The organism is Candidatus Binatus sp., from assembly GCF_036567905.1.
Lineage (GTDB): Bacteria > Desulfobacterota > Binatia > Binatales > Binataceae > Binatus.
Map to the genome: position 1 here is coordinate 1 of NZ_DATCTO010000086.1, position 18,919 is coordinate 18,919.

General features: G+C 63.4%; 19 protein-coding genes. 11 read left to right on the forward strand and 8 right to left on the reverse strand.

The features are described 5' to 3' along the window. Positions 1-212 precede the first annotated feature (212 nt). Positions 213-1,415, forward strand: a complete 1,203-nt coding sequence (locus VIO10_RS13265) for a hypothetical protein (RefSeq protein ID WP_331964991.1) — start codon at positions 213-215, stop codon at positions 1,413-1,415. Between the two features lie 19 nt (positions 1,416-1,434). Here the strand turns inward: VIO10_RS13265 and VIO10_RS13270 are convergent, their stop codons facing one another. From VIO10_RS13270 to VIO10_RS13280, 3 genes are all read right to left on the reverse strand, one after another. Next, positions 1,435-2,061 (reverse strand): ribonuclease HII, encoded by a 627-nt coding sequence (locus VIO10_RS13270; protein ID WP_331964994.1) that lies wholly within the window; start codon positions 2,059-2,061, stop codon positions 1,435-1,437. A 42-nt stretch (positions 2,062-2,103) separates the two neighbouring features. Then, on the reverse strand, positions 2,104-2,652 hold the full coding sequence (locus VIO10_RS13275; RefSeq protein ID WP_331964997.1) for a PH domain-containing protein: 549 nt from the start codon (positions 2,650-2,652) through the stop codon (positions 2,104-2,106). A gap of 125 nt (positions 2,653-2,777) precedes the next feature. Next, on the reverse strand, positions 2,778-4,838 hold the full coding sequence (locus VIO10_RS13280) for a transglycosylase SLT domain-containing protein (protein ID WP_331965001.1): 2,061 nt from the start codon (positions 4,836-4,838) through the stop codon (positions 2,778-2,780). A 343-nt stretch (positions 4,839-5,181) separates the two neighbouring features. On the opposite strand from VIO10_RS13280, the gene VIO10_RS13285 reads away from it, so the two are divergent. The 8 genes from VIO10_RS13285 (at position 5,182) to VIO10_RS13320 (ending at position 13,252) form a co-directional block, all read left to right on the forward strand. Beyond that, positions 5,182-5,697 (forward strand): alpha-isopropylmalate synthase regulatory domain-containing protein, encoded by a 516-nt coding sequence (locus tag VIO10_RS13285; protein ID WP_331965004.1) that lies wholly within the window; start codon positions 5,182-5,184, stop codon positions 5,695-5,697. 24 nt (positions 5,698-5,721) lie between these two features. Then, positions 5,722-6,150, forward strand: coding sequence for a DUF393 domain-containing protein (locus tag VIO10_RS13290; RefSeq protein WP_331965007.1), 429 nt, complete (start codon positions 5,722-5,724; stop codon positions 6,148-6,150). Between the two features lie 55 nt (positions 6,151-6,205). Beyond that, positions 6,206-7,636 carry a cysteine--tRNA ligase gene (cysS, locus tag VIO10_RS13295; protein ID WP_331965010.1) on the forward strand — a complete coding sequence of 477 codons (1,431 nt, stop codon included), beginning with the start codon at positions 6,206-6,208 and terminating at the stop codon, positions 7,634-7,636. A gap of 249 nt (positions 7,637-7,885) precedes the next feature. Beyond that, complete coding sequence (locus tag VIO10_RS13300) at positions 7,886-8,752, forward strand: CbbQ/NirQ/NorQ/GpvN family protein (protein WP_331965013.1); 867 nt, start codon at positions 7,886-7,888, stop codon at positions 8,750-8,752. A 61-nt stretch (positions 8,753-8,813) separates the two neighbouring features. Next, positions 8,814-9,848, forward strand: coding sequence for a hypothetical protein (locus VIO10_RS13305; RefSeq protein WP_331965016.1), 1,035 nt, complete (start codon positions 8,814-8,816; stop codon positions 9,846-9,848). A 24-nt stretch (positions 9,849-9,872) separates the two neighbouring features. Beyond that, positions 9,873-10,919 carry a low-specificity L-threonine aldolase gene (gene ltaE, locus VIO10_RS13310; RefSeq protein WP_331965019.1) on the forward strand — a complete coding sequence of 349 codons (1,047 nt, stop codon included), beginning with the start codon at positions 9,873-9,875 and terminating at the stop codon, positions 10,917-10,919. Positions 10,920-10,951: 32 nt separating this feature from the next. Then, the gene (locus VIO10_RS13315) at positions 10,952-11,734 is read left to right on the forward strand and encodes an SDR family NAD(P)-dependent oxidoreductase (RefSeq protein WP_331965022.1); all 783 of its coding nucleotides are present in this window, start codon (positions 10,952-10,954) and stop codon (positions 11,732-11,734) included. Between the two features lie 78 nt (positions 11,735-11,812). Beyond that, positions 11,813-13,252: an amino acid permease gene (locus VIO10_RS13320; protein ID WP_331965025.1), complete on the forward strand. Its 1,440-nt coding sequence runs from the start codon at positions 11,813-11,815 to the stop codon at positions 13,250-13,252. 30 nt (positions 13,253-13,282) lie between these two features. On the opposite strand, the gene VIO10_RS13325 is transcribed toward VIO10_RS13320, so the two are convergent. The 5 genes from VIO10_RS13325 to VIO10_RS13345 all read right to left on the reverse strand — a co-directional run bounded on the left by VIO10_RS13325 (position 13,283) and on the right by VIO10_RS13345 (position 16,836). Further along, a complete protein-coding gene (locus tag VIO10_RS13325) occupies positions 13,283-13,864 on the reverse strand; it encodes a hypothetical protein (RefSeq protein WP_331965028.1) in 582 nt (193 codons plus the stop codon). A gap of 57 nt (positions 13,865-13,921) precedes the next feature. After that, positions 13,922-15,127 (reverse strand): vWA domain-containing protein, encoded by a 1,206-nt coding sequence (locus VIO10_RS13330; protein ID WP_331965031.1) that lies wholly within the window; start codon positions 15,125-15,127, stop codon positions 13,922-13,924. A 120-nt stretch (positions 15,128-15,247) separates the two neighbouring features. Beyond that, complete coding sequence (locus tag VIO10_RS13335) at positions 15,248-15,694, reverse strand: biopolymer transporter ExbD (protein ID WP_331965034.1); 447 nt, start codon at positions 15,692-15,694, stop codon at positions 15,248-15,250. A 61-nt stretch (positions 15,695-15,755) separates the two neighbouring features. Beyond that, a complete protein-coding gene (locus VIO10_RS13340; protein ID WP_331965037.1) occupies positions 15,756-16,205 on the reverse strand; it encodes a biopolymer transporter ExbD in 450 nt (149 codons plus the stop codon). Further along, complete coding sequence (locus VIO10_RS13345) at positions 16,195-16,836, reverse strand: MotA/TolQ/ExbB proton channel family protein (protein WP_331965040.1); 642 nt, start codon at positions 16,834-16,836, stop codon at positions 16,195-16,197. Before VIO10_RS13345 ends, VIO10_RS13340 begins: the two co-directional genes overlap by 11 nt. A gap of 233 nt (positions 16,837-17,069) precedes the next feature. Between VIO10_RS13345 and VIO10_RS13350 the strand changes: the two genes are divergently transcribed. Continuing rightward, a complete protein-coding gene (locus VIO10_RS13350) occupies positions 17,070-17,927 on the forward strand; it encodes a hypothetical protein (protein ID WP_331965043.1) in 858 nt (285 codons plus the stop codon). Between the two features lie 4 nt (positions 17,928-17,931). Continuing rightward, positions 17,932-18,864, forward strand: coding sequence for an SDR family oxidoreductase (locus VIO10_RS13355; protein WP_331965046.1), 933 nt, complete (start codon positions 17,932-17,934; stop codon positions 18,862-18,864). The last annotated feature ends 55 nt before the right edge of the window (positions 18,865-18,919 follow it).

Genomic DNA, 18,919 nt, shown 5'->3' on the forward strand with positions numbered 1-18,919 from the left:
CGGTATTAAGAAGACGCGAAAATCTGCGCAGCGCATCTTTTCGCGACTACGCGATGGAAGAGCCCTGCACCCAGTATTAAGGCCGCCCGCCGTTGGCGGGCGCGGCCCCTGCCAACGGGTCTTAATACTGCGCTGCCGTCGCCACGGCCGGGGGAAACTTGACAGGTCGGGAAGCGCGCGGATAGGCTCCCACGACTTCGCACGGCATTCATTTGAGTAATTCACGCGAAACCAATCCGGACGATGCGAAACTGATCGAGGCGGGCTTCGACCCCGCGCTCGCGCCCGCCGCCGCGCTGGCGAAACTGCGCGCGCTAAGGGGCAACGCCGGAATCGCGGACGGCGCAATCGCGCGCGCGCTTGGCAGGATCGCAGACGCCGGCGCGAGCGCGATGCTCATCGAGATGGAAGCCCGCGCGACCGGCGAAATCCGGCGCGAAGTCCGCCGCGCGCTGTACAAGCTGAAGCAGCATGGCATCGACGCCCCCGCGGCCACTGCTCCTCGAGTGGCCAGCACCGTCCACGACAACGCCGCTGAAAGAAGTGAAAAAACCGCGATGCTCTCGCCGATCGACAGCGAGGGCGCGCGCATCGTCTGGATCGTCAAGCCGCGCGTGCAGGGCGGCGTGATCCGGCTGTGGGCGCTGATCTCCGAGCGCGAGGGTCTGGTCGGCGCGCAGAACACGGCGCTGTCGCGGCGCGAACTGAAATCCGAACGCGAGGAACTCGAGCGCCGCGCGCAGGTCAAGCTGGTTGACGCCGACTGGCGCGTCGCGGACTTTATCGCGTGCGAGGCCTGGCGCAATACGCCCGAATCGCGGCGCGGTCAGGTCGGAAACTTTCTCATGCTGCGCTCCGAGTTGATCGCGTCGGCGCCGCCAACCGAGCTGCTTCATCCCGTATATGCCGAGCTTGCCGCCGAGCTCGGCGCCGAGGCTGCCGGCGAGCCGTCAGTCGAGCTGCTCAAGGAACCGGAATTGCTCGAATGGCGGATCCCCGACGCGATCCTCAAACCCTATGTCGAGGAGATTGCCCGCGCCGGCGAAAGCGTGATCGTCCTGAATCCGCTCCACAAGCAGGAACGCGTGAATGCCGTGATCGATCGCGCGACCGCCGAACTGCTGACGGGAGACAACGGGCGCGCAGTCCGGCGGCGGCTCGAGGATATCGCGTACTACATGGCGCGGGTCGGACGCCGCGCGCAGGCGGGATGGGCCGCGGCGGCGGCGGCGCGGCTGCGCGACGGAATCGACGTGACGAAGGTGCCTTTCTTTCAGGGCTTCATCCGCACCCAGCTCGGCACGGTCGCGGCGGCCGAGCAGGAGAAGGCCGAGCAGGAGCCGCGGCTGATCATGACTCCGGCCGAGGCGATGCGCGCGCGCGAAGCCCAAGCAGCAAGGACTCGCCGCCGCTAGCCGCGCGGTCCGGCGAGAGTTAGAACAGCGGGCGCTGGGCGGCGGCGGCGACGGGCCAGAACGAACGGCGATGAATCGGCGAGGGGCCGAGCCTGGCGAGCGACTGCATATGCTCGCTGGTGCAATAGCCCTTGTGTTGCGCGAAGCCGTAGCCGGGGTAGATCGCGTCGAGTTCCACCATCATGCGATCGCGGGTGACTTTGGCGACGATGGAGGCGGCGGCGATGCAGAAACTTTTGCGATCGCCGCCTACGATTCGGGTCTGCGGAAGTTCGAGACCCGCAATCAGGCGGCCATCGACCAGCACGTGGCCGGGCGCCAGATTCAACGCGGACAGCGCGCGGCGGCTCGCGGACATGGTGGCCCAATAGATATTGAGGCGATCGATTTCGTTGACCTCGGCGATGCCGACGCCGACCGCGATGGCGCGGTCGCGGATGGGGGTGAACAGTTGCTCGCGCTGATCGTGGGTCAACTGTTTGGAATCGTGCACGCCGCTGATGAATGTCTCGGGGGAGAAGACCACGGCGGCTGCGACGACGGGACCGGCCATCGGACCGACGCCGGCTTCGTCAACACCGGCGACGGCGTCGATGCCGAGTTTCCACAGGCGCCGTTCGTAGCGCAGGTCGGGCCGCTTGCTCATCGCGATAGTCGATGCTCGTCAGTCACAGGTGCGTGCCGTGGTTTACGCCATCCGTTTCAGGCGCGCCTTGCGAATCGTCTCAGCGGTTTCATCGGGAGCGCCGATGTCGTTGAGACGGATCGCGTAGTCGGCGCTGGCGGCGGACGCGATCGTGACGTCGCCAAGCCCAATCATCCGTTGAACGACGCGCTTGCTGACCTCGACCGAGCGGATGTCGGCCAGTTCCATCTCGCGACGGCGTGACGCGAGCAGCCCGCGCTTTTCGATCAAGCGATCGGAAGTGAGACTCCAGCTGATGGTCCTGGAGCGAATCATGGTGACGATGAAGGTCAGCGCGCCGACGCCTGTTACCGCGAAGCCGGCCTGAATCGGTTCGCGCTTGAGGTGCAGCAGGTACAGCAAGATGGCGCCGATCGCGATCAGCACTCCACCGGTGAGGAAGCCGTTGGCGTAGTACCATAGCGAGGGACGGAATTGGGCGAGCGCATACTCGCGCACGGCGGCGGGCTTGGGCGCGTACATCCGCGCACCGCATCGCGAGCAAAAGGCGGCGCCTTGCTGGGTGTCGTTACCGCACTGGGGACATCTCATCGCGCCGCCTCACGCCGCCGCATCGGGCACAGTGTCAGTCGGTGCGATTATGATGATGCGTGGCGCGTCGCGTCAATTGAAACCGCGCCGATGCCGGCGCAAGGAGAAGGCGCGCACTGCGCATCTTAGTTGGCGGAGTGGTGGCCCCAGGTGCGGGCGCAACTGAGGATGTCGATCGGGGTTCCATCCTGGACCGCGCGGTACTTGTCCCAGAAGCTGGAATCGATTTGCTTGAGCGCAGGCGGCTCCCGCCGACGCCATCGATTGCACGCGCCCGGACCGCCGTTGTAGGCCGCGTAGGCCGATCGGGCGAGATGGCCGGCGACCGGGACGGGGTCGAACTTCAGCCGAGCGGACGCATAGCGCATCATCCGCGCGAGAATCTCGCAGCCCGCGCCGGCATTGTAGAGAACGTCCCACTTAAGGCGATCGATAGCGTAAAACCCGCGCCAGACGTGCTTATTCACCTGCATCAGGCCGATGTCGCCGGTGGCAGATTCAAGCCATCGGATGCCCGCCCCGGCGATCACGAACTGTCGCCAGCAGCTTTCCTGCCACGCCGTACTGCGCACGAGCGTCGCATAGATGGGGGAGCCGCCGGCGTCAATGGCGCTTTCGCCGAGTTGGCGCTCGGCGCTGAGATCGAGCAGCAGGCCCATGTCGCGGCGATAGGTCTGGGCGTTGTCTTCGGTCACGACGCGGCGGTAGAGGCGACCGGCGACTTGCCGGAGTTGGGGGAGTATCGCGGGCTCGTCGTCCTTGTCCTGCTGGGCGGCGGCAGCCTCTCGCGGCGACAGGAGGGAGAGCATTCGCAGGAGGAGAGGAGCAAGGCGGGCGATTTGGCGCGACGCGCGACGGCTGGCGCCGGGTCCGGGCGACGCGGGAGGAGCAGAGCTGCCCGGCGGCGCCCCATCCGGCGCAGGAGTGCTCGCGCCACCTGAGCTCGGCAATGCGCCGGGGGCGGAAGGCGGCACGTCCTCTTCTTCGATTGGGTGGCGGCTGGCGGGCGGCTCGGGGACGGCGAACAGTTTCTTCAAGTCGGGGTCTTCGCGGTAGTTGAATTGAAGCGGATCGCCGGTCGCGCCGGGCGCCATGATGTGTGCAAGGCGGCGAAGGTCGGCGGCGGAAATGCGCATCCCAAGCGCGGGCGCAGCCTGATCGAGCGCAAACAACGCGTCGCCGGCGGAGATGAACGACATGAATTCGAGCGCGCGCGCCCCGAGCATCCCGCGCCGGGCGGCGGCGCGCACCGCATCGTGGAGCTGGCGCCATTCGTCGAGGAAAAGAATGCGCACCGGATCGGGCCCAGCGGCCGCGGGCGAATTATTCAGGGCCTGGACGAGGCGGTAGCGGCTGTCGAGCAGGATTTGCAGCAACTGGTCACGGAACTGCTGGTCGCCGACCGCGTCGCCGAGCTGCTTGATCGAGAAAACCAGAAACGCGTCCCATTGATCGAGCGTGTTCTGAAAGGCTTTGAGCTCGGCAGGCGTGGGCGAGGCGGCTGCGCCGGGAATCGCGGCGGGAGTGGGGACATCGGGGACGGTCATCACCAGCGTGACGCGGATGCCGTCGTCGAGTGCGACGATGTCGGGCTCGGCGGAGAGCGATGCGATTGCGGCGCGGACGCGGTCGGCGGCCTCGGGCGTGACCGAATCGGCGACCATCGCGCCGAGCTGCGCAACGGCGGGTTTGAGATCGTAAGAAAAGCCGTCGAGCTGCGGAATGAGATAGCTCTTGATCAGGTCGAAGCCCCGACTGACGAGCTCGGTTTTCTGATGAGCGGAGTCGTAGAGATTCAAATCGGTGAAATGAAATTTAAGCTGGAGACCGGGGGCGATGTACGGGACGCCGAGCGCCTCGACGATGCCGCTCCATTGGACAGCGTTCAGGCATTGAGAACCCATCGAGACGCCCAAGCCGAGGCTGTTGGCGGTTTCGAGCTTTACGGTGGCCGGGCCGCCGGCGGTGGCGCGTGAGAACTCGGGATTTTCAGCGTAAAGAAACTGGCAATCGTCGATGCCGTTCCAAAGCTGAGCGCGTCCGCCGGGCGCGGTAAAAAGATTGCGCTTGAGCGCTTCGCGCAGTGCGATGTAGTCGATGGTGAGCGGAAGCCTGACCTGGGCGGCGCGGGCGGGATCGGGCCGGGCGAGGAAGATTGCGCCGGCAGCCGCGACGATTATCAACAACCTGAATGCTGACGCCTTTTGTGCACCCTCACCTACGGACCGCCAGGCGGGCGGCCGCCTCTCCCGAAAAATCAGCACCCTCACCCGCGCCGGTGGCGCGGCCTCTCCCGCAACCAAGCGGGCGAGGCGGGTAACAAGTGGCGCGGGACGCGGCACCCTAACTCGGGCAAGTGTGGTCATGAATTACCGGTTCTGGCGATCATTGCGATTTTGTCGCGCGCGCATCGTGAGCGCACGCGGGTCACGTGTCAACCATTATGGCAAGTTCATCGCGCCTTGAAAGCCGCGGTGTCGCTATTGATAATCAAAGTGGAAGCATCACGGGATATTGCGGGTAAGCCCGATGAGTACTGAACGTCAGGCAGACTTTTACGAAGCGGAACTGCCGCAGGCGTCGCTCGAACTGGCCAAGCTGCGCGCCTCGAGCGACTACGTGGCGCCGTTCGAGATCGTGCGGCGGCGCGTGATCGACGACGTCAACGAAGGCAGGATGACGGTCGATGCGACGGTCGTAATCCGAATTGGCAACGTCGAGGAAACCGAAGCGGCGTCGGGCGTCGGCGTAGTGCACGCGCTCGACGTGGCGCTGCGCAAGGCGCTGCTGAAATATTTTCCATACCTCGAGCCGGTGCGCGTGATCGAAACCTACCAGCATGCGACCGGCGACTCGACCGAGGCCGACGTGGTGTCGGTGAAGAAATTTTCCGACGGCCAACTGCTGTGGACGACGCTGGCCAAGTCGTCGAATACGGTCGAAGCGGGATGGGTGTCGCTGCTCGACGGCTACGAATGGCGAATCATCAACGAGAACGCGAGGCTGCGCCGGATGAATGCGAATCCGAGGTTGTCGAGGCGCTGACCCCCAAGGGGCGAGGCGATCGCGATGAGCGCGGACGAGCGAGCAACTGGAAGCGGCAAGGCGGCGGCGGGCAAACTGGCGATTTTGTACGACGGTTCGTGCGAGATGTGCCGCGCCAGTCTGGACGGAATCATGCAATTCGACAACTCGGGGGCGATCGAGCCGCTCGATCTTCATCGCGAAGAAGTGCGCGCGCAGTTTCCCGGGTTGACGCTGGAAAATCTGCTCGAGGAATTGCACGCGGTGGACGAGAGCGGACGGGTGTACCGCGGCGCGCGGGCGATCAACGAAATCCTGCGGCGCCAGCGCGGGCTGCGGGGCTACCTCGCGTACCTGTGGTACCTCCCGCCGTACGCGTGGCTGGCGGATCGGCAGTACCAGCGGATCGCGGCGTCGCGATACGCGCGCGATGCGCGCGGCAAGTTGAAGGGGCAGGCGGTCGCGGAGCGTTAGCGGGGCGCGGCTTGTTCGAGATCGCGAGCGCACGGTAAGCTGTACGCTTGCATTCGTGAAACCATTTTACATTTTCAATTCGCTGACCCGCGCGGTCGAGGAATTTCAGGCGCTCAGGCCGCCCGAGGTGACGCTGTATTCATGCGGGCCGACGGTCTATCTGCCGCAGCATCTTGGGAATCTGCGCGCGTACGTGTTCGTGGACAGTCTGCGCAGGGCGCTGGAGTTCAACGGCTACCGGGTGCGCCACGTGATGAACGTGACCGACGTCGGCCACATGACGGGGGACGTGGACGACGGCGAGGACAAAGTCGAGAAAACCGCACGGGCGCAAGGGAAATCGCCACTGGAAGTCGCGAACTATTACTTCGAGCAGTTTCGGCGCGATTGCGCCGCGCTCAATCTCGAGCCGCCGCAGGTGTGGTCGCGCGCGACCGATCATATCGGCGATATGATCGCGCTGAGCGCGAGAATTATCGACGCCGGATTCGCCTACGTCACGAGAAGCGGCGTGTACTTCGACCTCGAGAAGTATCGGGGGAACCACCGGGCCGGGCGGCTCGCGCGCCAGAGCCTCGACGAGCAGAGCGCCACGCAGCGCCTGGAGCATTCGGCCGACAAGCATAGCCCGCACGATTTCGCGCTGTGGGTGCTCGACCAGCCGGGCCATCTGATGCAATGGGAGAGTCCGTGGGGGCGCGGCTATCCGGGCTGGCATATCGAGTGCTCGGCGATGGCGATGAAATACCTGGGCGAGACGATCGACATCCACACCGGCGGCATCGATCACATCCCGGTGCATCACGAGAACGAGATCGCGCAATCCGAAAGCGCGACGCACAAGCCGTTCGCGCGGTACTTCGTGCACAACGCGTTCCTGGTCGGCAGAGAGGGAGCCAAGATCAGCAAGAGCGCGGGCAAGTTCCCGCTGCTGAGCGATCTTGGGCCGGCGGGGATCGATCCGCAGGCGTTTAGGATTTTCTGTTACGGCGCGAAGTACCGTTCCGAAATTGCATTCAACGACGATGCGATCCGTGCGGCGCAGAGCAATCTCGATTATTTTCGGGAGTTCGCGCGCAGCGTGCCGGAAGACGCGGCGGCGGACGGGGTTGAGGCGGCGGGATGGGCGGCGGAATACTACGAGCGCTTCCATGGCGCGATCAACAACGACCTGAACACGCCGCAAGCGATCGCGGTGGCCCTGGAACTGATCGCGGAATCATACCGGCGCAAGGATTTCCGGGCGTGGCCGACCCTGCGGGCGCTCGACACGGTGCTGGGACTCGACCTGGAAAAGCATCGCGAGTCGGCGCACGCGGGCTCGATCGCAGCGGACGTGCAACAATTGATCGACAACCGAACGGCGGCGCGCAAGGCGAAAGACTTTCAACTCGCCGATGAACTGCGCAAGGAAATCGAGCGGCGCGGCTACGAGGTCAAGGATAATCGCGACGGCACGGCGAGCTATCAGCAGCGTCGCGCCTGAGGCAGGGGTGACCCCTGCACCCAAGATTAAAACAAATCGGCACCGCCGCGGGATGCGGGCGGAGTTTACCCTGAGAGAAGTCGAAGGGCCGTGTTAGAAGTATGAGTGAGGAGAGAAGAAATCCGGCATTGGGTGAAGGGTCGGGCACTTGGTGGGGGATTTCGGGCCGCAGGTTTGCCTTGAATGGTTGCGCGAAAGTCTCTTAGAATCGCGCCTTGACGAGTCAAATCGTCCGCCCAGAAGGAAGCGATGGGGATTGAGTTAAAGAAGTTCGACACCAGGCTGCAGGCCGAAGGACCCGAGGTACGCCATCTCGATCCGGCTGCGGCGCCGTTTTACCTGCCGATCGACGACGAAGTGGAAATCTTCACCGCCGCGTACAGAGCCCGCCTGCCCGTGCTGCTCAAAGGACCGACCGGGTGCGGCAAGACGCGCTTCGTCGAGCACATGGCGCATCAACTGTCCTCGCTGGCCGACGGGCCCAATGAGCTGATAACAGTTGCGTGTCACGAGGATCTGACCGGCAGCGACCTGGTGGGCCGCTTCCTGATCCAGGCCGACGAGACGGTGTGGGTTGACGGTCCGCTGACGCAGGCGGTGCGGCGCGGCGCGATTTGTTACCTGGATGAAGTGGTGGAAGCGCGCAAGGACACGACGGTGCTGATTCATCCGCTGTCGGATCACCGGCGGATTCTGCCGATCGAAAAGCGCGGCGAGACGATCGTGGCGCACAACGGATTTCTGCTGGTGATTTCGTACAATCCGGGCTACCAGAGCATCCAGAAAAACCTGAAGCATTCGACGCGCCAGCGCTTCGTGACGATCGAGTTCACGTATCCGCCGGCGGACAAGGAAGTCGAGATTATCGCGCACGAGGCGGGGGTCGAACAGGATATCGCGCAGCAGCTCGCGGTGCTGGGCGAGAAGGTGCGTCATCTGAAGGCGTCGGGATTGGAGGAGGGCGTTTCGACGCGCCTGTTGATCTACGCCGGGGAGCTGATCCAGCAGGGAATTGCGCCACGGCGCGCCGCGACCGTCGCGGTCACGTGGTCGCTGACCGACGAAGCGGACAGCAAACGCGCGATCGACGAAGTGGTGAAGGCAATCTTTCCATAAGTTGGAGCAAGATTCCCGAATCGACGCGAATGACGCCAACAAAATCAGCGAGGTCGCGCAAATGACACTCTCCGCAAAGTTCAAGGTGATTCTGGTTTCGGTATCGGCGGCGATGCTGGTCGCGGGCGCATCCGCCATCGCACAAGAGCTGCAAGGGCTCCAGTCACAGACCGGACCGAGGCTGGATTTCCCGGCCGGGCTGGCGACCGACGGCCGCGCGGTTTACGTTTCCAACAGCCGCAACAATACTATCGAGGCGATCGACGCGGCGTCGAAATCGCTCCGAATCGTCGCCGGCAAACTTTTCCAGCAAGGCAGCAACGACGGCACCGGCGATTCGGCGCGCTTCAACAGCCCGGACGGGATGACGATCTCCGGGCAGGATCTCTATCTTTGCGACACCGCCAATTCCGACATCCGCAAGATCAATATCGGCAGCGCGACGGTCACCACGATTGCGGGGACGGCGAATATCGCGGGCACCGAGGACGGCACCGGCTCGGCGGCGCATTTCAACCTGCCCACGCAGATCACGACCGACGGCACCTCGCTATACGTAGCCGACAGCGGCAACAACACGATCCGGCGCATCACGCTGGCCGACATGAAGGTCAAGACGATCGGAGGCCAGCCGGGGACGGCGGGCAAGACCGAGGGCGCTCCAGACAAGTCACAGTTCACCGGACCGCGTGGAATCGCGGTGGACAAGAAGGCCATCTACGTCGCGGATACCGGCAATGAGGTGATCCGCAAGATCGACATCTCGACGCTGCAGACCAGCACGCTTGCGGGCACCGGCGAGCAAGGGGACAAAGACGGTCCCGCGCTGGAAGCGCAGTTCAACAATCCCGGCGCGCTGTGCACCGACGGAACGATGCTCTACGTGATGGACGCGGACAATCATGCGATTCGCAAGATCGATCTCACCGCCAACACTGTAACCAAACTGACGCTGGTCAACGGCCATATCGGTTCGGGCTGCGCGCTCACCAGCGACGGCAAACAGCTGTACTTCTCCGACACCACGGAAAACGCCGTGGAGGTCGTCGATACGACCAGCGGCAACTTCACCACGCTCTATCCGCCGGGGCAGTAGGGCACGCGCGACGGGCATCGCGACTTGATCGATCTGCGCAGCGACACGGTTACGTTGCCGACGCCCGAGATGCGCGAGGCGATCGCGCGCGCCGAGCTGGGTGACGACGTTTACGGCGAAGACCCGAGCGTGAACCGGCTCGAAGCGATGGCGGCGGCGATGATGGGGAAAGAGGCGGCAATGCTCGTGCCGAGCGGCACGATGGGCAATCTGGCCGCGATGCTGACGCATTGCGCGCGCGGCACCAAGGCGATAGTCGGCTCGCAGTCGCACACGAATCTTTACGAGGCGGGCGGCGCGTCGGCTCTGGGAGGGATCGTGCTAACCGCAGTTGCCAACACCGACGACGGCGAGCTCGACGCCGACGCGCTCGCGCGCGAGCTTGGGACGCCGGCCGACGTTCATTTCGCGCAGCCGTCGCTGGTCGTCATCGAGAACACTCACAACCGATGCGGCGGCGCGCCGATCAAGCTGTCGCACATGGCGGAAGTATCCGACGCGGCGCATCGCCGAAAACTCCGGCTTCATCTTGACGGCGCGCGAATCTTCAACGCGGCGATTGCGCTGGAAACGACGCCGAGGGAAATCGCGAGCGGCGCGGACACGGTATCGTTTTGCCTGTCAAAGGGGCTTGGATGTCCGGTGGGCTCGATTCTGTGCGGGAGCCGCGAATTTATCACCGGTGCGCGCCGGACCCGCAAAGTGCTGGGGGGAGGAATGCGGCAAGCGGGAATAATCGCGGCGGCGGGAATCGTCGCGCTGACCACGATGATCGATCGGCTGGCCGACGATCATCAAAATGCGCGCGCGCTGGCGCAGGGACTCGCGCTGGTCGCGGGACTGAACGTGCGGGCGGTTAAGAATCGGACCAACATGGTCGTATTCGACGTGGACGGCGACGCGGAAGCATCGCGGCGTTTGGCGGCGGCGATGCTACAGCGGGGGGTGCTGATATCGCCGCGCGAGGCGACGTCTTTCCGCGCCGTGACGCATCATGGGATTTCGCGCGCCGATGTCGATCGAGCGGTCGCAGCAGCCGCACAAGCCGCCGGCGACGTCTTCGGCGACTGAATCGTTCGTTGGCGCGCATGGGGAATCACCAGATGGATTCGCTCGATTCGCTGTACTCTCTGCGCGGGCGTCGCGGACTGGTAACCGGCGCGTCGTCCGGGTTGGGAGTGGAATGCGCAAAGGCGCTGGCAATTGCAGGCGCCGACGTTGCACTGGTGGCGCGGCGCAAAGACCGCGTCACACAAATTGCGGCCGAGCTTGCCAGGACGCACGGTGTCAAAGCGATCGGAATCGGCGCCGACGTGACGCGCGAGGACGACCTCGATCGCCTGATGGCGGAGGCCTCGGCCACGCTTGGCGACGTGGATATCCTGGTGAACAACGCGGGCGTGTCGCCGACCGGCCGCGCCGAGAACTTCAAGCGTGAAGCATGGGACGAAGCGATCGCGGTGAATCTGACCGCGCCGATGATGCTTGCACAGCGCGTCGCGCGCCGGCTCATCGAGACCGGACAGCCGGGCCGAATCATCAACATGGTTTCGATCTACGCGTCGGTGGCGAGTTCGGTGTACCGGCTGTCGGCATACGCGGCGACCAAGGCGGCGTTGGCTAATTTGACGCGTCAGCTGGCGGTGGAATGGGCCGGCTATGGAATTCTGGTCAATGCGATCGCGCCGGGATGGATTCCCACGGAGGCCACCGAGGGCGGAATCGCGAAGCCCGCGAACAAGGGACGGATGGAGGCGTTTACGCCGATGAAGCGGCTGGGGCTTCCGCACGAGATTCGCGGCGCGGTGATCTTCCTCGCCAGCGCGGCTTCAAGCTACGTTACGGGTTCGGTAGTTTCGGTGGACGGCGGATACCAGGCGTGGTGAAAGCGGCGCGGGTCCGATCGCAAAGCCTGCAAGTCGCGCCGCAGCAATCTCTGGGCAGTCGTTAGATCAGGAGCGGGAATGAACGGCACCGGCCTTCGGGCGCAACTTTTCCGGCGCAAGCCGGCGGCGGCCTTGATGGCGGAAGCCGAGTCGCGCTCGGGCGGCCTCAAACGGGCTCTGGGAGCGCTTGATCTCACGCTGCTCGGGATAGGCGCGATCGTCGGTGCGGGAATTTTCGTGCTGACCGGTGTCGCCGCGGCAAGATACGCCGGGCCGGCGATCGTGCTCTCGTTCGTGGTGTCGGGATTCGCGTGCGCGATGGCGGCGCTGTGCTACGCGGAGTTCGCAGCGATGATCCCGGTGGCGGGCAGCGCGTATTCATATTCGTACGCGACGATGGGCGAGCTGGTCGGCTGGATCATCGGATGGGACCTGGTGCTCGAGTACGCGGTCGCCGCGGCGGCCGTTGCGGTGGGATGGTCGGGGTACCTTACCGTCATCCTGCACGGGGTCGGGATTCATTTGCCGATCGCGATAACGAATGCGCCCGGGTCGGTTCCCGGCGCGATCATCAACCTGCCCGCGCTGCTGATCGTGATGCTGGTCACCTGGGTGCTGTACATCGGGATATCGGAAAGCGCGCGGATCAATTCGATCATCGTGGCGGTGAAACTGATCGTGGTCGGCGCCGTGATAGTCGTCGGCGCGTTTTTCGTGCGGCCGGAGAACTGGAGTCCGTTCGCCCCGATGGGATGGAGCGGAGTGATGAAAGGCGCGGCGGTGATCTTCTTCGCGTACATCGGGTTCGACGCGGTCTCGACGGCCGCGGAGGAAGTCATCGATCCGAAGCGCGACCTGCCGCTCGGCATCCTCGGTTCGCTGTTGGTCTGCACGGTGCTTTATATCCTGGTCGCGGGGGTGTTGACCGGGATGGTGCCGGCGCACCTGATCGACGTGAACGCGCCGCTGGCGTCGGCGTTCGTGCTGCGCGGGATGCATGCGTTGTCGGGATTTATCTCGCTGGGCGCGGTTGCGGGGCTGACCTCGGTGCTGCTGGTGATGATGCTCGGGCAGTCGCGGGTTTTTTTCGCCGTGTCGCGCGACGGCCTGCTGCCGCCAGCCTTTACCCGGATTCATCCGAAGTATCGCACGCCGTACATACCGACCACGCTGACCGGAATCGGAGTCGGAATCGCGGCGGCGCTGCTGCCGATCCAGGAAATCGCGGAGCTGACGAATATCGGGACGCTGTTCGCGTTCGTGCTGGTATGCTTCGGCGTGTGGATCCTGCGCCACGCCGAGCCGGACTTGAAGCGCCCGTTCCGCACGCCGCTGGTGCCGCTGGTGCCGATTTTAGGCATCGTCTTCTGCCTTTACCTGATGGCGAATCTGCCGCTGGTTACGTGGATTCGTTTTTTCGTCTGGCTGGCGATCGGGCTGGTTATCTATTTCAGTTACGGCCGCTTCCACAGCCGGGTGCAGATCAACGCCGTCGCGCGCGCCCGTGGGCACGGGTAGCCAGTATTAAGACCCGTTGGCACGGGGCTTTTATTGGCCGGAGCGATTGGCGGCCTTCTGTGCGGCTGCTGCGGCGGCGGAGGCGGCGGCGCGGGTCTGGGCGGCCTTTTCCATCGCGGCCTTGTGCTGCTCGCCGCGAGCGAGGTTCTGTCTCATCTGCCTGGCGCCCGCGACGCCGAGGTCCTGCGATTCCCACTTGGGCTTGGCGATGGAGACCCATTGTCCTGCGTCAAGCTCGTAGGTGAAGACCAGGTACTTGAGCTTGCCGGTGGCGAGGCCCTTGGCGGTTCCCTTCTTGGTTGGGTCGTACTCGACGCCGCCGAGCTTGCAGCTCACGACCAGATGATTATGCGGGCCGTAGGTCGGCAGGTACTCGAACTTTTGCTGCAAATCGAGGTACAGCTGGCCCTTGGCCTTTTTTTCATCCTGCTCGGCAAAGTAAGGCTCGGCGACATCGGAAAGTTTATCCTGGAGCGACTGCTGGAGGGCAGGCGAGAGGTCTTTCTGCGCACGCGCGTGTCGCAAGTCCATCGCGTATGCACGCGACGCACCGGGCGAAAACGAAAGCGCGGCCGCAAGGGCGGCCGCGCTGAGAATCTTGAGATTTTTCATGGCGTCCCGGCCACCATCATAGTGGACGCTTGACCGGGCGCAAATATTTACGGGCTGCTATTTGCCGAGCCCGCGGCCGAAAGCAGCGACCTGCGACTGCCACTGGTCGCCGAAGGCCAGGATCAGCACCTGCTGATTGATGTGCGTGTCCTTGGTCAGCGATTTCATCGAGCCGCCACCCGCGGTGGCCAGCACTTTGTAAGCCGCCTGCGTCTGCCGGTAGAACTCCGGCAACGGCGAGATTTTCGGCGGCTCTTCCCGATGCACCTTGAGCCAGAACTCGCGCTCGAAACGCTCGTGCTCCTCAGCCGCCACGTCCACCGTGTTGAAGGTGCCGTTGTTGGATTTGAACTGCCGAATCAGCGCGAGCAGCGGAGCGAAGTCCTCCTTGTGCGGGGGAGAATCGCCGACCAGCACGATCACCTTTTTGGCGTACGGCTTCCAGTCCATCTTGTTTACCGCCGTCTCGCACGCGCCAAACGTATCCTCTTCCCATTCGCCGCCACCCATCGCCTGGATGCCGTTTAGGAATTCGCTGAGCTTTTGCGGCGACAGCGTCAGCGGCTGAATATTGCGCTTCTCGCCCTTGCCACCGAACACGATTATTCCGATTCGCGCGATCGGCACCAGCCGGTGAATCGACTGCACCAGCTGCTCCATCTTGGCTTTGACGTCGTCGATGATCAGTTTCATCGAGCCGGTCCCGTCAATGACCAGCACCACGTCCAGTCCCTTGCGCCTAAGCTCACCGATGAACCCGCCGAAGCCCGAACCGATGCCGTGACCGTAGCCCGAGCCCATGCCGCCGCCACGGCCGATGCCGATTCCGCCGCCGCCGGCTGCGCGCACGTAGTCACTGGCGAGTCCAACGGCCTGCGAGGTGTCGACCGCGGTCGGCGCTTCCATCTGCTGCGGCGCGGTGTCGGGCATCGGCACTTCGGGCATGTCGAGGTCCTGCATCTCGTTGCCGCCGCCACCGCCGCCGCCCGCTTCGAGGTTCACCATGATCAACTCGCGCCCGCGCTGCTCGTGCACCGTGATGATCAGGAAGAGCAGGGCGAGTACGTGCAGGGCGACCGACAGCGGAAAGGGGCCGATCAGCAGACCGAGCGCATCTTTGATCTTCTGAAGACGGGTCGCGTCAGCTTCGTCTTCTTCGCGGCGCGCCTCGGCCTCGAGTTCTCGTTTGCCGATAATGCGGTAGAAGATGAAAGCGACGACGAACGTCGAGAGGACAAGCAAAATAACAATTGCTGCGATCATATAAAAGCGTGCTCCCCGCTTGGGCCACGCTTGGCGCGGCCGAGGCCGAGATCCTCATTGACTAGACTTAAAGCCGCGCGATCGTCGCGGCGACGCGTGAGCCGTGCGAAAATCAAATTCCTACGCTCCGCCTCCCGGCGCTCCGGCAGAAACGCCCCCGGGAGGGAGAGAAGACACGGCGATAGCGATAGCCTCCGCGCCGGCCGACTTGGCCATATCCAGAATGCGAACCATATCACCGAGTATAACCTTTGGGTCGCCCTGGAAAATCACAATTTTGTCGGTCGAATTCGCCAGCGCGTCATGAAGCTGTGGCACCAACTCGGGCTCGGTGACCTGCTTGTCGCCCAGATAGATCAAATGGTCGGCGGTGTAGGTCACGATGATGCCCTTGGGCTTTTCGTTGGCTGCGGGCGCAGCTTCAGCTTTGGGCAAATCGACGTGGGCCGCGGACTCGATTGTCACCGCGGTGGTCACCATGAAGATGATCAGCAGGACGAGAAAGATATCGGTCAACGGGGTGATGTTGATATCGGCGAACACCCCGCCGCCTTTGTTACTACTCATTGCCATGGGCAAATACCTCTGCGTGTATCGATGCTCAGGTCAGCCACCGGGGCCGGCCCGATCAACCTCCACCACCTGAGGAGTTGGCTAGTTGCGCACCGGTAACCCGCTTGGCCGCGATTGCAATTTGTTCGGCGCCGGCGGCCTTGGCGATATTCAGGATTCGCACCATGTCACCGAGCAGCACTTTGCGATCGCCCTGGAACACGACGATCTTCTGATCCACTTTGCTCAGCGCCTCGCCCAGGCTCGAGCGCAGTTCACGCTCGGGAACGTCCTTCGAGTTCACGAACAGCTCGTGCTGGGCGGTGTACGTCACGATGACGCCCTTGTTCTCCGGCGCGGTATTGGTCGCGGTGGGCAGATCGACGTGGGCGGCAGATTCGATGGTGACCGAGGTCGTCACCATGAAGATGATGAGCAGAACCAGAAAGATATCGGTGAGCGGCGTGATATTGATGTCGGCAAAAACGCCGCCACCACCGCCCTGATGTGGTCCGCTAATTGCCACGCGCCTGTCTCCCCTGGAGTGTAGCGTCGATCAGACGGTCGTCGTTGATGTGCTGGATGGCGCTGATGTTCTCAATCTTGACCGAGAAATAGTTGTAGAAGATAACCGCGATGATCGCGACGGCGAGTCCGAGCGCGGTCGAAATCAAGGCTTCCGAAATACCGGCGGCGACGACCGAGAAACCGCCGGTGCCCATGATTGCCATCGATTGGAACGCCACGAGGATGCCAACGACCGTGCCGAACAGCCCAATGAACGGCGCCGATGCGCCGGCGGTCGCGAGCACCCAGATGTAGCGCTTGAACTCGAGGCCTTCCTGGTAACGGCGCTCGTCGTCGAGCTCGAGCAGATGATCCCGGTCCATGGTCTGCGAACCGGCGATGAGGGTGTGATAGATGCGCTCGGCGGCCGTGGCGCGCGCCTGCGTGGCCTGCAACGCCTCGTTGAACTTGCCCTGGCGCAACTGCGGAATGAGCGAGTCAGCGAGCTTCGCGGTTTTCGGACCGACACCCCACAGCACCCATACGCGTTCGAAAATTATCGCCAGGCAGACGACCGAAATGAACAGCAGTGGATACGTTGCATAGTAGCCCTGCTGAATCATCGACAAAATACCGAAGTTGCTTTGCATCTCTTATCCTCTCGAGTTTGAAATAAATTTGAGCGGTGAAATATTGGTCCCGCCCGAACCGTTGCGTAACTGCCCCAAACTGCCTTTACGGTCTCTCCCTTGAACCGGTCGCTAGCCCTATTTTCACAGATTGGGCTCCCACCCGCCGGTCAAAGTCATCTGTGATAGCGCGGAAGGTTTGAATGCAACAATAGGAAGTATTTGTCAAGAGTCGCCGCGTGGACGGATAAGTATTGACCGATTTGCCCACGATTGCAAATGAGGATTTCTCACGCTGCGCAACGCTCGCATCATGCTCGATTATCGAGTCCGCGTGGCGCTTACTCTACGCCGTTGTCCATGCTGGCGACCAGCGCAAACTGGCCGCTCGCGGCGGCGCGAAGCTTCTTTTTGCCTTGACTTCTTGGCCCCTCACGTCTATCCAGAAGCTTGCCAGGACACGGCGCAGGTTGACCGCGATGCGGTCATTGTTTTTGGGTCGATTGACGCCTTTGAGAAATCTGAATCCACCATTGATTAGGACGGTGAGGCGGCCCATTTTGTTCAGGCGGGCGGCGCTAGCCGCCACCTGCGTGTTCGGCTTCGCGGCTTGCAAAACCGCGCCGGTAGCCGCCCCCATCGCACCCCCTGCCGTGCAGGCCTCGATGAGCACGCCCGATGAGCCGAGCAAGGCGTTGCCGCCGGACCTGTACAAGACGATGCCTATATATCCGGGCGCCAAGATCGAACACGTCCGCAAAGCCAAAGGTGCGATGCGCGAAATTCTGTTCAGCGTCAACGCGCAGATGCCGCAGATGGTTGCCTTTTACAAGGACGAGCTGAAGAAGAACGACTTTCACATCGCCTCGTCGCTGATCATGCCGGCGCGCAAAACCTGGTCGTGCGATTTCCACTACAACGGGCGTCCCGGCAGCATCATGCTGTTCCCGAGCGACCAGGATAAGTCGAAGATGACCATCGACCTCATCTACGAGCTGCCCGCGCATCTGGACGAATCCCTGATCGAACCCAAAGAAGACTTCGACGTAGAAGGACCGGGCGAAATCGCCCAACAAGCTCCAAACCTCAGCGAGAAAGAGAAGAGGAATTAGAAAAATGGCACTACTAACAGGCAAAGTTGCGGTAATTACCGGCGCCGGCCGCGGCATCGGGCGCGAAGAGGCGTTGTTGCTGGCCAAGCAGGGAGCCAAGGTCGTCGTCAACGACCTCGGCGGCCACTTCGACGGGACCGGGCAGTCGCGTTCCCCGGCCGAGGACGTGGTCAAGGAAATCCGCTCCGCCGGCGGCGAGGCAGTCGCCAACTTCGAAAGCGTGACCGACTTCAAGGCCGCCAAGCGGATCCTCGATTGCGCGATCGACAACTTCGGCAAGCTCAACATCGTCGTCAACAACGCGGGCATCCTGCGCGACCGCATGATGTTCAACATGAGCGAAGAAGACTGGGACGCGGTCATTTCAGTCCATCTGAAAGGCTCGTTCAACGTCGCCCGCCACGCGACCGCCTACTGGCGCGAGCAGCACAAGGCCGGCAACGTGCTCAGCGGCCGGCTGATCAACACCAGCTCCGACTCGGGCATCCTGGGCAACGCGGGACAGAGCAACTACGGATCGGCCAAGGCGGCGGTCGCCGCGATGGCGATAATCGTGGATCGCGAGATGAGCCGCTACGGCGTCACCGCAAATGCGATCGCGCCGATAGCGCGCTCGCGACTTACCGTCGACGCGACTCCGCAGACTGCCGCCGGCATGGCGCAGAAGCCGGGACAATGGGATGCGTTCACGCCCGCGCATGTGGCGCCGCTGGTGGCGTGGCTGGCGAGCGACGACGCCAAAGACGTTCACGGCGAAGTGTTCCGCGTCGGCATGGGCAACGTGTGGCTGATGCGCGGATGGCATACCGGCGCCAAGGTCTCGAAGAAGGGCTCGATGTGGGAGCCGGCGGAACTGGGCGCCAAGCTCAAGGAAGAGCTCGCCAAGGGCGTGACCAAGAAAGAGAGCATGGGCGAGGTGATGGGCGGGGGCGCGTAGATTTTTGACGGCTGAGACGAAACCGAAAAGCGCGGCTCGTCGCGAGCCGCGCTTT

Bases quoted from the DNA above. Each gene is read 5' to 3' on its own strand.
- VIO10_RS13270 (WP_331964994.1), bottom strand. From the start codon at position 2,061: ATGAGCAAGCGGCCCGACCTGCGCTACGAACGGCGCCTGTGGAAACTC.
- VIO10_RS13275 (WP_331964997.1), bottom strand. From the start codon at position 2,652: ATGAGATGTCCCCAGTGCGGTAACGACACCCAGCAAGGCGCCGCCTTT.
- VIO10_RS13285 (WP_331965004.1), top strand. From the start codon at position 5,182: ATGAGTACTGAACGTCAGGCAGACTTTTACGAAGCGGAACTGCCGCAG.
- VIO10_RS13290 (WP_331965007.1), top strand. From the start codon at position 5,722: ATGAGCGCGGACGAGCGAGCAACTGGAAGCGGCAAGGCGGCGGCGGGC.
- VIO10_RS13300 (WP_331965013.1), top strand. From the start codon at position 7,886: ATGGGGATTGAGTTAAAGAAGTTCGACACCAGGCTGCAGGCCGAAGGA.
- VIO10_RS13305 (WP_331965016.1), top strand. From the start codon at position 8,814: ATGACACTCTCCGCAAAGTTCAAGGTGATTCTGGTTTCGGTATCGGCG.
- VIO10_RS13315 (WP_331965022.1), top strand. From the start codon at position 10,952: ATGGATTCGCTCGATTCGCTGTACTCTCTGCGCGGGCGTCGCGGACTG.
- VIO10_RS13320 (WP_331965025.1), top strand. From the start codon at position 11,813: ATGAACGGCACCGGCCTTCGGGCGCAACTTTTCCGGCGCAAGCCGGCG.
- VIO10_RS13325 (WP_331965028.1), bottom strand. From the start codon at position 13,864: ATGAAAAATCTCAAGATTCTCAGCGCGGCCGCCCTTGCGGCCGCGCTT.
- VIO10_RS13330 (WP_331965031.1), bottom strand. From the start codon at position 15,127: ATGATCGCAGCAATTGTTATTTTGCTTGTCCTCTCGACGTTCGTCGTC.
- VIO10_RS13335 (WP_331965034.1), bottom strand. From the start codon at position 15,694: ATGAGTAGTAACAAAGGCGGCGGGGTGTTCGCCGATATCAACATCACC.
- VIO10_RS13345 (WP_331965040.1), bottom strand. From the start codon at position 16,836: ATGCAAAGCAACTTCGGTATTTTGTCGATGATTCAGCAGGGCTACTAT.
- VIO10_RS13355 (WP_331965046.1), top strand. From the start codon at position 17,932: ATGGCACTACTAACAGGCAAAGTTGCGGTAATTACCGGCGCCGGCCGC.